Here is a 13,405-nt window from a genome sequence, read left to right on the forward strand (position 1 = left end):
TTTGCTCAGCACCGCTTCGTCTTGCGTCGCTGCATCTGCAGCAGAGAAACGAGATTATGTACGTCGTTTCAGTTACTGTCAACAAGAATTTGAAGCTTTCTTTTCTTGCCCACCGCGCTTCGGAGCGAATACCACCTTTGTCCGCCTCGCCTACTGAAACCACCTCCCGCTTCCTTCGCGTTCATCGAATCGCGAAGGAACGGAATTTTAGTTGCGCGGCGTGCAATCCGCAAGTAGCCGAAACGAAAAAATTGACGGGCGAAGATCCACCGCCCAAACGATCCACTTCAAAGCCCGTGTTCAACGTTTCGAACGTCACTCTAGCTACCATTCAGATGAGCAGTAACGGCGCCACCTAAGCGACTACAATTAAAGGTTTTCTGCCCCAACTAAACTCGTATCCCTATGCGCTCGCGAATTGCAAAACGTATTCCTCCGGACGCTGACAAGCTCGTCAGTCTCTCGCTCGCGCTGTTCGCGTCGGGCAGCCGCGTCGAAGACCGCTTCTGGGAAGTGCGTCTCGATGCCCTTATCGCCAAACTCGTGCGTAACGGCAATCAAACAACGCTCGACGCTGCCTTAGATCATCTCCAGCAGAATCATCCCGATGCCTACGGTGCGCTTGCCGATATGGCCGAGACGCATAGCGAGTCTTTTGCCATCGACATCGACGGCGTCGCGCACGAAGCGCTCCTGATTGCCGCGCCGGTGCTCGCCTGGACGCGCTATTCCATCCCGTCGGGTGCGCTCAAGTCCGAGACGATCGACGCCATGCGTACGCAGCTGCAGGCGCACGTGCTCGCGGCGGGTGCGCGGGTTGCATTCGCGCCGTATCTGTACAGCATCGATCAATTGCCGCGTCATCACGTGGATACGGCTCGGCTAGCCCAGCAATTGACGCAGACCGCCTTGGGCGCGGCGGCAGTCCGGCTGAATCTAGCTGATCTGCCGGAGACCTCGCCAATTCTCGCCGACCCGCGCTTCCTGTTGGCCATCGCGATCGTTCCTGCAGGCGCGGCTTTCTTCCGCTGGCAAGAAGACGAAACGGGCGGTCGTACCGAACGCGGTCAGTGCCTGGAGCAATGGATGGCGCAAGGTGGGCCAAACTTCGCTGCCATCCTGCCGGGTTGTGAGATCGAATGCCTGCTTCCAGACGCCTATTACTCAGCCTGCCGCGATGCAGACGAGCAAGTCCGCCCTCACACGGTGCGCACGGCGGTGCGTTATCTGTTCGATACGCTCGGCACCGCGCCGCAGGAATTGCGCGCAGTCATCGCGGGCTTTGGCGAGCGCCGAATCGACGAGTATCGAGTCGGCTTCACGCGTCGCGGCAGTAACGATGTGATCTACGGTGTCGTATGGCCGTTATACGGCCGCGAGAACGGCGAGCTGGACATGGAAGAGGACATCGTCGAACTGGAAGGCGCAAATGGTCCGGTCGAAGAAATCGTCGAGCTATTGAAGAAAGCTGGAGTGTCCGACGTGCGCCGCCACGCAGGCCGCTTCGAACCCGAATTTTGCGACGACTGCGGCGTGCCGCTTTACGCAGATCCGCTCGGTGAAATCGTACATGCCGAGATGCCTGAAGACGCCGAGCCTGCGCAACCTCACTTTCATTGACTGGCGTCATAAGACTAAGTGCCTAAGGCAATTAAAAAACCCCGCTTTTGCGGGGTTTTTTGTGCAATTCTGCCTATGCCGTTTGGCTAGGGGGAAAAATCGGCCGAAGTTTGTCAATATGGACCCGTGCCGACGCGCTTGTCGGCAGCAAGTCCCGACGCGCAGGCGTCGGCGTATTGATTCGAGGTATAAGCATGAAAATTACGATCATGGGTGCTGACGGCGAACGTCGTGCAGGCCTTAAAACATTGCTGCGCCGTATCGCGCGTCACGCGCAGTTCAACGAAGTAATCGACTGGCGACAGGCCGGGGTGGCCTTGAGACAAGCCAGATCCAGCCTGATCGTCGTCGACTGGGAGCCTCATCTGCGAGCGGGCGATCTGCAGACGCTGCTCGAAGAGGCACGAGGCATTCCCACCGCCGTAGTGGTCGACCGACCCACGGTCGCTCAGGTTTATATGCTGATGGGCATCGGCGCGATGGGCGTCATTCCACGCACGCTCGATCCCGTTCTCATCGTCAGGGCGCTCGACATGGTGCTCATCGGCGGTCATTACGTGCCGCCCGATGTGATCGATCCGGCGCTGAGTCAGGAGTCGCTCATCATTCGTACGCCGCTTAGCGCGGCCATTCGGCGGCGGCTGCGTCATCTGCCCGCGCTCTCGCCACGGCAGCAGCAGATCATGCGTTGCGTACACATGGGCAGCACCAACAAGATGATCGCGAAGACGCTGGGTATCAGCGAAGGCACTGTCAAGATCCACCTTGCGAGCATCTTTCAGCAACTGGGCGCCACGAACCGCGCCGCTGCCGTTGCCATCTATAACGGCGTGCAAACCGCGCATCTCGAAATTCTTCGCAGCAGCGAATGCGAAGCGCCGGAGCGCGCAGTTCCGGGACAAGCGAACGTGGTGCCATTGCGCCGAAGACGCGCGCTGTATCCGTCACTCACGGAAAGCGACGCGTCGTCGCTGCCAATGGCCGCCCAGCCCGAGGCGACGTTCTAGCAACAAAGGACGCGTTTGGGTTCGTCGTTTGCACGCACGAATCACGCGCAACGAGTAATATGCAAGGCATGGGGTTCTTTTACACACCGCTCCCGCTTTGGCTTACCGTCGGCGGCTGGATAGTCGCCGCGGGATTGCTCGCGCTCGTACTGTTGCAGCGTCCTTTCAGCAGATTGCAGGACGCCACGCTACAGCACGTGTGGCTTGGCATCATCGTCGCGGTGACGGTGTTGTGGGCGTGCAATGCATGGTTCGACGACGGACCCGTCATCCACTTGCTGGGCGCGACCTTGATGGTCACCTTGTTCGACTGGCGGCTGGCGCTCATCGGCACGGCTGCCACCACCGGGCTCGCGGCCGTCGTGCTCGACGCATCCTGGCTCTCGGTCGCGGTCACCTATATGTTGTTCGGCGCGCTGCCTGTTGCAGTATCAACGTTCCTGCAACGGCTATCCAATGCGTGGCTGCCGCGCAATCTGTTTACGTTCATCATCGGGCACGGCTTCGTGAGTTCCGCGGCAGCGGTTGCCGCGGCATGCGGTGCGACGGTGCTCTTCGAGATGGCGCTCACCGGCGGACCGGTCACCGTGCCCGCTGCATTCATGCGCGGCTCGCTATTACTGGTTGTCGGCGAAGCGCTCTTTACCGGCCTGCTCACCATTTTAATCTCGGTGTATAAGCCAGCCTGGATCACCACTTACGACGTGCGCCGCTATCGCCTTGATCGCGGACCTCGCGTCTGAGGCACACCGCAAGCCGAATTGCACGCGAGCAAAAACGCAATCAAAGTGCGATAAGATGGAACTCCTTCCCCGCACGCGGCATCTTACTTGCCCGTGTCTTCTTAGCACCAGACTTGATGGAAAGTAACCACGCACCGCGCCGGCTTTTGCGGCTCGTCGGCCGGTTGGCGGTATGCGCATCGATTGCATGCGCGGCAGTATCCGCCTTAGCCGACTCGCTCGACGAGCGCAACGAATTGATTCACCACTTCGTCACCGACTTCCACGCCAATCCGCTCGTCGCGGATTGCGCGGCACACGGCAACTTCATCGCCAGCACTTCGGCGGCGTTCGATCACGTAGAGTTTCCGCCTGCTGTCTTCGACCCATCGCGCTCGACCATCGAACCGTGGAACGATTCGTTCGACGAGAAGAAGCAGCGTATCAAGGTGGACAACGTCGTGACAGTCGAGGGCGAAGGCGTCTCGAAGAGCGGTGAGAGCGATGTCACGCCGCTCAAGTTTCGTTGTGGCTACGTAGGCAGTCAAATGCTCGCCTTCGGCTGGAACGATCCGGTTCCGCCACTACGCCCCCGCGCCGAACCGTCGTCCGCACGCGGCACGAAGGGCAAGCATGGCGCGAAAACAAAAGGTGCGTCTGCGGGCAAAAGCAAGAGCTCGGGCAAGTCGACGAAGAAGTCGGCCAAGAAGCACTAGCTAGCCAGCCAGGAAGCACGGCAAACAAAAAAGGCGCGGCACCTGAAGGTGTCGCGCCTTTTTGCGTCATCGGAAAGGCTGTCGGATAGATCAGGCCGGATACGTCTGCAACTGCCAAAGAATCGCCTGCAACATCGCCGCACCAAGCGCCGAACTCCGCTCGCCACTCCAGCCCACACGCTCATCCGGCAAATTCGCGTTGTCCTTGAACGGCATCTCCAGCGTCAGCGAGAGACACTTGTACTCGTTGCCGATGTACTTCGACGCGAGCTTGAGCGCATCCGTCTGATACTTGCTCGACTCGTAGCCGTGCACGTCCTGAAAGTCCGGGCTTGCCTGCTTGAAGAATTCGATGAACGCCTTCTGCTCTTCGGCCTGCTTGCCGGTGAAGCCCGGCAGCATCTCCGAGCCCGCGACGAACACGTAAGGAATGGCTTCGTCGCCATGGATGTCGAAGAACATGTCGCAGCCGATATCGCGGATGGCATCACGCACCACGAGCACCTCGGGACTGCGCGCGGCATCCGGCTCCATCCATTCGCGGTTCAGGTTCGCGCCGGCTGCGTTGGTGCGCAGATTGCCGAGCACGCTGCCATCCGGATTCATGTTCGGGACGATATGAAACACCGCGCGATCCAGTACCGCGCGCGCGGTCGGGTCACCCGCCCAGTCGCCCCAGCCCGCGAGCCGCTTGACGAGGCCCTCGACGAACCATTCCGCCATCGTTTCGCCCGGATGCTGGCGCGCGATGACCCACACGTTCTTCTTGGGCTTGGCACTCATGCCATCGGCGAGACCGAGCGAAAGCAAGGACATTGGTCGGCCTTGCACCGTGCTGCCAAGTTCGGTCAACGTGGCGTGCGGCATCTGCTGCACGGCGCCGAGGAATTCCGCGTGACGCTCGTCGCTATACGGCTCGAAATACGCGTAATGGATGCGATCGAAATCGGGCGTATGGTCGATCTTCAACACGCCGCCCACGTACTCCGTCGCCACGCGAAACCAGTTCACGCGATCGTAGCTCGCCACCGCCTGATAGTCGCGCCAGCCTTCCGGAAACGCGCATTGCGCCGCATTCTCGAAGCTCATCACGAGACGCTCGCCACGCGCACCCGAGACGCGGAAATAGAACCACTGCGCGAAATCGGCGTGAGAATCCGGACGCACGCGCAAACGAATATCGGACGGGTTGGTCGCGTCGACGACTTCGATTGCGCCCGCATCGAAATGACTTGAAATTGAAATGCTCATGATGAATTCCTTGATGCAGACACTTTAATCCGCGACGCGGCGGCGAAAAATATAAGTCGTATCGTTCGATGCCTTCGCGTCGAACGCATACCCGTCACTGTCGAAGTCCTTGAGCCCTTCCGGCTCGTCGATGCGGTTCTTCACCGCATAGCGCGCCATCAAACCGCGCGCGCGTTTCGCATGAAAACTGATGATCTTGTAGCGTCCGCCCTTCCAGTCCTCGAACACGGGCGCGACCACCGGCACGTCGAGAAGCCGCGGCTTCACCGACTTGAAGTATTCCCCCGACGCACAATTCACGAGCACGCGCGCGCCGCGCTGCTTCCTGAATTGCTCGTTGAGCGCGGCCGTGATGCGCTCGCCCCAGAACGCGTAAAGATCTTTGCCGCGTGCGTTCGGAAACTTGGTGCCCATTTCAAGGCGATAAGGCTGCAATAGGTCGAGTGGTCGCAAGAGCCCATAAAGCCCGGACAAAACACGCACATGATTCTGCGCGTAGTCGAGATCGGCCGAAGACAGCGTCTTCGCGGCGAAGCCTTCGTAGACGTCGCCATCGAAGGCGAGCACGGCCTGCTTCGAATTCGTCTCGTCGAAACGCCTCGACCATTCGGCATAACGCTGGAAGTTGAGCCTCGCGAGCTGGTCCGAGATGCCCATCATTCCGCCGATCTGTTGCGGCGAAAGATGACGCAGACCCTTGATGAGCTCGGCGGCGTCATCGACGAACTCGGGCAGCGTGTGCTTGCGGATATGCGGCGGCGTCTCGTAGTCGAGCGATTTGGCAGGCGATAGAACGATTATCATGGAGGCTCGCCGTCAAACGAGCGGCGATCATAGGCATAAACCCCCAATTGTATCGAATGGAAAATTCCGCCGCGCTGCCCGTGCAAGCGCCCACGCCCGCCTCCGCCTTACGCGTGGTGCTCGATTCCAACGTGTGGATCGACATCCTCGTATTCGACGATCCCGCCACGCGCCCGATTCGCACCGCGCTCGAAGCAGGCACGCTCGAAGCGCTGATCGATCCGCGGTGTCTCACCGAACTCACGCGTGTGCTCGACTATCCGCAGTTCGTGCGCTTGAACGTCGACAAGGAAGCGGCGCTTGCCATCGTCGCGCGGCTTTCGACCTTGATCGCGCCGCGCACGCGGGAGGCCGAACGGCCGCTGCCCAAGTGCCGCGACCGCGACGACCAGAAGTTCCTCGAACTCGCGCAGGCTTCTCGCGCGGACTGGCTCGTCTCGAAGGATCGCGCGGTGCTGAAGCTCGCGAAGCGCATCGCGCGGGATTTTGCGTTTCGTATCGGCGAACCCAAACCTTTCGTCACCGCATTCGAGGCACGATTCGAGGCACCGCAGGCCACGTCCGCGCACATTGCAAGCGCTGTTTAGAATAGCAACCCTACCCGTCAGCACACGTCCACGCCATGAACGCCACGCACGAACTGCCACAGACCCCGCCCGAGCTGTCCTTTCCGTCGCGTCTGCCCAATGTCGGCACGACCATCTTCACGGTGATGAGCGCGCTCGCCGCACAGAAGGGCGCGGTGAATCTCGGTCAGGGTTTCCCCGATTTCAACTGCGACCCGCGCGTCGTGGATGCCGTCGCCAACGCCATGCGCGACGGCCACAACCAATATCCGCCGATGGCGGGCGCCGCGCCCTTGCGTCAGGCCATCGCGCGCAAGATCGACGCGCTCTACGGCCGCGCCTACGACGCCGACCGCGAGATCACCGTGACCGCCGGCGCGACGCAGGCCCTGCTCACGGCGGTGCTGTGCTGCGTGCATCCGGGCGATGAAGTCATCGTCATCGAGCCGACGTACGACAGCTACGTGCCGTCCATCGAGCTCGCGGGCGGCAAGCCCGTGTTCGTCGCGCTCGAAGCGCCCGACTACGCGCTGCCCTTCGACAAGATCGCCGCCGCGATCACGCCGAAGACGCGCCTTCTGATGATCAACACGCCGCACAATCCGACCGGGCGCGTCTGGCGGGCGGCGGACATGAAGAAGCTCGAAGAGATCGTGCGCGATACCAACGTGCTGATCCTCTCCGACGAAGTCTACGAACACATGGTCTACGACGGCGCGCCGCACGAAAGCGTCTCGCGCTATCCGGAACTGGCCAAGCGCAGCTTCGTCGTGTCGAGCTTCGGCAAGACCTTCCATGTGACAGGCTGGAAAGTGGGCTACGTCGCCGCGCCCGCCGCGCTGACCGCCGAATTCCGCAAGGTGCATCAGTTCAACGTGTTCACGGTGAACACACCCATGCAGGTCGGCCTCGCGCATTATCTCGAAGACCCGAAGCCGTATCTCGAACTGCCCGCGTTCTATCAGAAGAAGCGCGACTTTTTCCGCGCGGGTCTCGCCGATACCCGCTTCAAGCTCCTGCCTTGCGACGGCACCTATTTTCAGTGCGTCGATTATTCGGCGATCAGCGACATGCCCGAAGCCGACTTCTCGCAATGGCTCACGAGCGAGATCGGCGTCGCGGCCATTCCGGTGTCGGCGTTTTATCACGAGAGTCACGAATCCGGCGTCGTGCGGTTCTGCTTCGCCAAGAAGGAAGAAACGCTGGCGCTCGCCTTGCAAAGGCTCTCGAAACTCTGAGCGGGGCGCGGCGAATTCAATCACGTAGAGGAGACATCCGCATCATGAGTTCGCAGGAATACGCAATCGGAACGCTTGGAATCGTCGGCAGCGGCGCGATGGGTCGCGGTATCGCGCAGATCGCGGCGCTCGCCGGACTCACCGTGCGTCTCTTCGATGCCAATCCCGTCGCGCTTGCCGCCGCGCGCGAGTATCTGTCCGAAACGCTATCGAAGCTCGCCGCCAAGGGCAAGATCAGAGAAGCCGATGCGCACGCCGCGCTCGCCAACGTGCACGACGCACAGGACGCGAGCGAACTCGCGGATTGCGACGTCATCGTGGAAGCGATCGTCGAAAATCTCGACATCAAGCGCGAACTGTTCCGTGAACTCGAAGCCGTGGTGAGCGAGCGCTGCATTCTCGCGTCGAACACTTCGTCACTGTCGATCACCGCAATCGCGGCGGGCTGCTCGAAACCGGAACGCGTCGCGGGCTTCCACTTTTTCAATCCCGTGCCGTTGATGCGCGTGGTCGAAGTCATCGACGGACTGCGTGGCGATCCGCGCGCGGGCGATTCACTCATGGAACTCGCGCGCCGCATGGGTCACACGCCGGTGCGCGCGAAGGACATGCCGGGCTTCATCGTGAATCACGCGGGACGCGGCATGAACACCGAAGGCCTGCGCGTGGCGAGCGAAGGCGTGGCGAGTTTCGCGGACATCGACCGCATCATGCGCGAGCAGGCGGGCTTTCGCCTCGGGCCGTTCGAATTGCTCGATCTCACCGCGCTGGATGTCTCGCATCCGGTGATGGAGTCGATCTATCACCAGTTCTATGAAGAGCCGCGCTTCAGGCCTTCGCCGATCACGGGCACGCGGCTCGCGGGCGGGCTGATCGGGCGCAAGACGGGCGAAGGTTTCTATCGATATGCCGATGGCAAACAAATCGCGCCGCCCGAAGCCGAAGCGCCTACCCGCTTGCCCAAGCGCGTGTGGGTGAGTCGGGCGTCGCAAAGCGCTTATGAAGCGGTGCGCGCGTTGCTTCCCGCATCGGTCGAACTCGATACCGACGCAACGCCCGCTTCGGATTCCTTGATCATGGTCACGCCGCTCGGCTTCGATGCGACCACCGCCGCCGTCGCTGAAACGCTCGACGCCACGCGCGTCGTCGCCATCGACACACTCTTTCCCTTCGATACCGCCGCGCGCCGCACCATCATGACGACGCCCGCGACCACGCCCGCCATGCGCGACGCGGCGCACGCGCTCTTCGCCGCCGATGGCGTGCCCGTCAGCGTGATCCGCGACTCGACCGGCTTTGTCGCGCAACGCGTGGTGGCAACCATCGTGAACATTGGCTGCGATATCGCGCAGCAAGGCATTGCGACGCCGTCCGACATCGATCTCGCCGTCATGCTCGGCCTCGGCTATCCGCGCGGACCGCTCGCACTCGGCGACGCGCTCGGCGCCGCGACCATCCTCACGATCTTGCAGAACATCCACGGCGTGCTCGGCGACCCACGCTACCGGCCTTCGCCCTGGCTCGCACGCCGCGCGAGGCTCGGACTTTCTCTTACCCATATCGAGGAGCTCAGATGAGCGCCGAACTGCTGACCTACCGCCCTGCCGGGAGCGACACCACGCTCGTGCTCAAGCTGTCGAATCCGGGCGCGCGCAACGCCCTGCATCCGGATATGTATGCGGCCGGCATCGAGGCGCTCAGCACGGCCGAGCGCGACACGTCGGTGCGCACCATCGTGCTGACGGGCGCGGACAACTTCTTCTGCTCGGGCGGCAACCTGAACAGGCTGCTCGAAAATCGCGCGAAGGATGAATCGGTGCAGGCCGAGAGCATCGACTTGCTGGGCGAATGGATCAGCGCGTTGCGGGCATCGACCAAGCCGATCATCGCGGCCGTGGAGGGTGCCGCGGCCGGCGCGGGATTTTCGCTTGCGCTCGCGTGCGATCTGATCGTCTCCGCCGACGACGCGCGCTTCGTCATGTCGTATGCGCGCGTCGGCCTCACGCCCGATGGCGGCGCTTCGTGGTTCCTCGCGCGCGCCTTGCCGCGCACGCTCGCCAGCGAAGTCCTGCTCGAAGCGAAGCCGATCGGCGCGGCGCGTCTGTATGAAGTGGGCGTGGTCAACCGGCTGACGAAGAAAGGCATTGCGCTCGATGCCGCCATCGCCTGGGCCGACGATCTCGGCAGCGTGTCGCCGAAAGCACTCGCACGCATCAAGTCGCTCATCAACGCGGCGGACGTTCAGCCGCTCGCCGCGCATCTCGACATGGAACGCGACAGTTTCGTCGACGCCCTGCATCACGGTGACGCGCTCGAAGGCATTACCGCGTTCCTCGAAAAGCGTCAGCCGACTTACCGCTGAGATGGCTCAATACCAGTTGCCCAAACGCCGCCGCATCTATCTGATGCGCCATGGCGACGTCACGTATTTCGACGACAGCGGCCGCGCAATCGACCCGGAAAGCGTGCCGCTCAACGAACGCGGCCGCGAGGAAGCAAGCGCGGCTGGACGCGTGTTTGCCGCGCAGAACATTCGCTTCGACCGCGTGATCGTGAGCGGCTTGCCGCGCACGCGCGAAACGGCGCAGCGCGTGCTCGCCGAAACGCATCAGCCAATCGAGCCGGAAGTTTGGCCGGAGTGGCAGGAGATACGCGGCGGGCGGCTCGCGAGTCTCACGACGCAGGATATCGAGCGCGCTTTTCTTTCCGTGTTCGATGGCGTGGTGCCCGAAGAGACGCGCTTTCTGGGCGGCGAAAGCATTGGCGAGCTGCTCGATCGCGCGCTGCCCGCCATGACGAAGCTGCGCGGCGATGCCTCATGGGACACGGTGCTGCTCGTGCTGCACGGCGGCGTGAATCGCGCGTTGCTGTCGCATGCGATCACGGCCGGCGGGCGCGCGTTCTTCGGGCATCTGTCGCAGGCGACGGGCTGCATCAACGCGCTCGATGTCGGCGACAAACCCGGCGACTGGGTCGTGCATGCAATCAATCATTCGCCGCCCTCGCCGCTTCATGCCGACGTGCGTCACACGACGATGGAACTGCTGTACGCGCAGTTTCTGCGCTTCAAGGCCGACGAGATGGACTGAAGCGCGATGTCCTGGCGCACCACAAAAATATGGGAGGAGACGATGCCAGACAACGAAACCGATTTCGCAGCGTTCGAAGGAACGCGTCCGGTGCACGAGAGCCAGCGCTTCGATAGCGACGCGCTCGCCGCGTGGCTTGCCGCGCACGTTGAAGGATTCAGCGGCCCACTCAAGCTGGAGCAGTTCGCGGGCGGCCAGTCGAATCCGACCTTCAAACTCGTCACGCCCACGCGCGCTTATGTCATGCGCTCGAAGCCCGGGCCGGCCGCGAAGCTCTTGCCATCGGCGCATGCAATCGAGCGTGAATATCGCGTGATGCATGCACTCGCCGCCACGGATGTCCCCGTCGCGCGCATGCTCGCGCTGTGCGAGGACGAGAGCGTGATCGGCCGGGCGTTCTATGTCATGGATTTTGTGGAAGGCCGCGTCTTGTGGGACCCGTCGCTGCCCGGCATGTCGGCCGACGAACGCGCCGCGATTTATGGCGAAACCAATCGCGTGATCGCCGCGCTTCATACCGTCGATGTAGCAGCGGTCGGACTCGCCACCTACGGCAAGCCTGGCAACTACTTCGAGCGGCAAATCGGACGCTGGAGCAAGCAGTACGTCGCGTCGCAAACCGAATCCATCGACGCAATGGACCGCCTGATCGAATGGTTGCCGCGGCATATCCCGCAAGTCGAAGCGCGCGTCAGCATCGTGCATGGCGACTTCCGGCTCGACAACCTGATCTTTCATCCGAACGAGCCGCGCGTGCTTGCCATGCTCGACTGGGAACTCTCCACGCTCGGCGATCCGCTCGCCGACTTCGCGTATCACTGCATGGCTTGGCATGTCGATCCATCGCAGTTTCGCGGTATCGCGGGACTCGACTGGACCGCGCTCGGCATTCCCGACGAAGCCGCCTACGTCGCACGCTATTGCGAACGCACGGTCTTTGCGATCGAAGGCGACTGGAACTTTTACCTTGCCTACAACATGTTCCGCATTGCCGCGATTCTGCAAGGCATCATGAAGCGTGTGGTCGATGGCACCGCCGCGAGCGCACAAGCCGCCGATGCGGGCCGGCGCGCGCGGCCGATGGCCGAACTTGCCTGGCACTACGCCCAGAAAGTCGGCCACTGAAGACGGAAAAGAGGAGACGAGCGATGAATTTCGACTACACAGAGAAGGTGCACGCGCTGCGTGAGAAGCTGCTCGCCTTCTTCGGCGCGCATGTCTATCCGAACGAACACGCCTTCGCCGAGGAGATCGCGGCCAATCGCGCGGCGGGCAACGCATGGGTGCCGACGCGGCTGATCGAAAACCTCAAGGACCACGCACGTCGCGAAGGACTGTGGAATCTGTTTCTGCCGGCATCGGCGCGTGGCGCGGGTCTCACGAATCTCGAATACGCGCCGCTCTGCGAAATCATGGGCCGCGTACCGTGGGCGCCCGAAGTCTTCAACTGCAATGCGCCCGATACCGGCAACATGGAGACCATCGAACGCTATGGCACCGACGCGCAAAAGGCGCAGTGGCTCGAACCGCTTCTGCGCGGCGAGATTCGTTCGGCGTTTCTGATGACCGAGCCGGAAGTGGCGTCGTCGGATGCGACCAACATCCGTTGCAGCATCATGCGCAATGGCGACGATTACGTCGTCGATGGCCACAAGTGGTGGTCATCCGGTGCGGGCGATCCGCGCTGCAAGGTGTATATCGTGATGGGCAAGACCGATCCCGATGCGCCACGCCACGCGCAACAATCGATGATCCTCGTGCCTGCCGATGCAGCGGGCATCACGGTGCGTCGGCCGCTCAATGTTTTCGGCTACGACGACGCGCCGCACGGCCACATGGAAATTACGCTCGAGCAAGTGCGCGTGCCGGCCGCCAACTTATTGCTCGGCGCCGGACGCGGCTTCGAGATCGCGCAAGGGCGGCTCGGGCCGGGGCGCATTCATCATTGCATGCGGCTCATCGGTCTCGCCGAACGCGCGCTCGAACTGATGACGAAGCGCACGCTGTCGCGCGTGGCGTTCGGCAAGCCGATTGCGCGGCAAGGCGTGACGCAAGAGCGCATCGCCGAGGCGCGCATCATGATCGAACAGGCGCGTCTGCTCACGCTCAAAGCTGCCTACATGATGGACACCGTCGGCAACAAGTGCGCGCGCGGCGAGATCGCGATGATCAAGGTCGTGGCGCCGAACATCGCGTGTCAGGTCATCGACTGGGCGATACAGGCGCACGGCGCGGCCGGCATCTGCGACGACTTTCCGCTCGCTTATGCGTATGCTTCGGCGCGCACGCTGCGGCTCGCGGATGGGCCGGACGAAGTGCATCGCAATGCCATCGCGAAGCTCGAGTTCGGGCGGTATTCGGAAGCGCGCGATTGAGCGAGGAAGACGGCCTC

The 13,405-nt window shown here is 62.3% G+C and carries 14 protein-coding genes; 12 read left to right on the forward strand and 2 right to left on the reverse strand.

What is annotated here, in order from left to right; genetic code table 11:
- From QCE79_RS08640 to QCE79_RS08660, 5 genes are all read left to right on the forward strand, one after another.
- Window positions 1-359, forward strand: a 359-nt coding sequence (locus QCE79_RS08640) for a hypothetical protein (RefSeq protein WP_309843408.1), incomplete at its 5' end; no start/stop codon positions are given.
- Between the two features lie 46 nt (window positions 360-405).
- Complete coding sequence (locus tag QCE79_RS08645) at window positions 406-1,620, forward strand: DUF2863 family protein (RefSeq protein ID WP_309843411.1); 1,215 nt, start codon at window positions 406-408, stop codon at window positions 1,618-1,620.
- 194 nt (window positions 1,621-1,814) lie between these two features.
- A complete protein-coding gene (locus tag QCE79_RS08650) occupies window positions 1,815-2,627 on the forward strand; it encodes a response regulator transcription factor (protein WP_250492514.1) in 813 nt (270 codons plus the stop codon).
- A 68-nt stretch (window positions 2,628-2,695) separates the two neighbouring features.
- Complete coding sequence (locus QCE79_RS08655) at window positions 2,696-3,370, forward strand: energy-coupling factor ABC transporter permease (RefSeq protein ID WP_244825446.1); 675 nt, start codon at window positions 2,696-2,698, stop codon at window positions 3,368-3,370.
- A 116-nt stretch (window positions 3,371-3,486) separates the two neighbouring features.
- Entirely contained in the window at window positions 3,487-4,065 is a 579-nt protein-coding gene (locus QCE79_RS08660; RefSeq protein WP_250465109.1) for a BspC domain-containing protein, read from the forward strand.
- A 90-nt stretch (window positions 4,066-4,155) separates the two neighbouring features.
- On the opposite strand, the gene QCE79_RS08665 is transcribed toward QCE79_RS08660, so the two are convergent.
- Entirely contained in the window at window positions 4,156-5,316 is a 1,161-nt protein-coding gene (locus tag QCE79_RS08665; protein WP_309843417.1) for a M14-type cytosolic carboxypeptidase, read from the reverse strand.
- A gap of 24 nt (window positions 5,317-5,340) precedes the next feature.
- A complete protein-coding gene (gene yaaA, locus QCE79_RS08670) occupies window positions 5,341-6,120 on the reverse strand; it encodes a peroxide stress protein YaaA (protein ID WP_309843420.1) in 780 nt (259 codons plus the stop codon).
- A 56-nt stretch (window positions 6,121-6,176) separates the two neighbouring features.
- Here yaaA and QCE79_RS08675 point away from each other — a divergent pair, with 56 nt between their 5' ends.
- The 7 genes from QCE79_RS08675 to QCE79_RS08705 are packed head-to-tail and all read left to right on the forward strand — an operon-like array spanning window position 6,177 to window position 13,388.
- Window positions 6,177-6,707, forward strand: a complete 531-nt coding sequence (locus QCE79_RS08675) for a putative toxin-antitoxin system toxin component, PIN family (protein WP_309843423.1) — start codon at window positions 6,177-6,179, stop codon at window positions 6,705-6,707.
- A 35-nt stretch (window positions 6,708-6,742) separates the two neighbouring features.
- Window positions 6,743-7,924: a pyridoxal phosphate-dependent aminotransferase gene (locus QCE79_RS08680; protein ID WP_244825453.1), complete on the forward strand. Its 1,182-nt coding sequence runs from the start codon at window positions 6,743-6,745 to the stop codon at window positions 7,922-7,924.
- A 44-nt stretch (window positions 7,925-7,968) separates the two neighbouring features.
- Window positions 7,969-9,501 carry a 3-hydroxyacyl-CoA dehydrogenase gene (locus QCE79_RS08685; RefSeq protein WP_309843426.1) on the forward strand — a complete coding sequence of 511 codons (1,533 nt, stop codon included), beginning with the start codon at window positions 7,969-7,971 and terminating at the stop codon, window positions 9,499-9,501.
- Entirely contained in the window at window positions 9,498-10,286 is a 789-nt protein-coding gene (locus QCE79_RS08690; RefSeq protein WP_244825456.1) for an oxepin-CoA hydrolase, alternative type, read from the forward strand. Before QCE79_RS08685 ends, QCE79_RS08690 begins: the two co-directional genes overlap by 4 nt.
- A 1-nt stretch (window position 10,287) precedes the next feature.
- Complete coding sequence (locus QCE79_RS08695; RefSeq protein ID WP_250525963.1) at window positions 10,288-11,013, forward strand: histidine phosphatase family protein; 726 nt, start codon at window positions 10,288-10,290, stop codon at window positions 11,011-11,013.
- 42 nt (window positions 11,014-11,055) lie between these two features.
- Window positions 11,056-12,138 carry a phosphotransferase gene (locus tag QCE79_RS08700; RefSeq protein WP_309843431.1) on the forward strand — a complete coding sequence of 361 codons (1,083 nt, stop codon included), beginning with the start codon at window positions 11,056-11,058 and terminating at the stop codon, window positions 12,136-12,138.
- A 23-nt stretch (window positions 12,139-12,161) separates the two neighbouring features.
- Window positions 12,162-13,388: an acyl-CoA dehydrogenase family protein gene (locus QCE79_RS08705; RefSeq protein WP_309843434.1), complete on the forward strand. Its 1,227-nt coding sequence runs from the start codon at window positions 12,162-12,164 to the stop codon at window positions 13,386-13,388.
- Window positions 13,389-13,405: the final 17 nt, after the last annotated feature.

Origin of the sequence: Caballeronia sp. LZ003, from assembly GCF_031451465.1 — a bacterium.
Classification (GTDB): domain Bacteria; phylum Pseudomonadota; class Gammaproteobacteria; order Burkholderiales; family Burkholderiaceae; genus Caballeronia.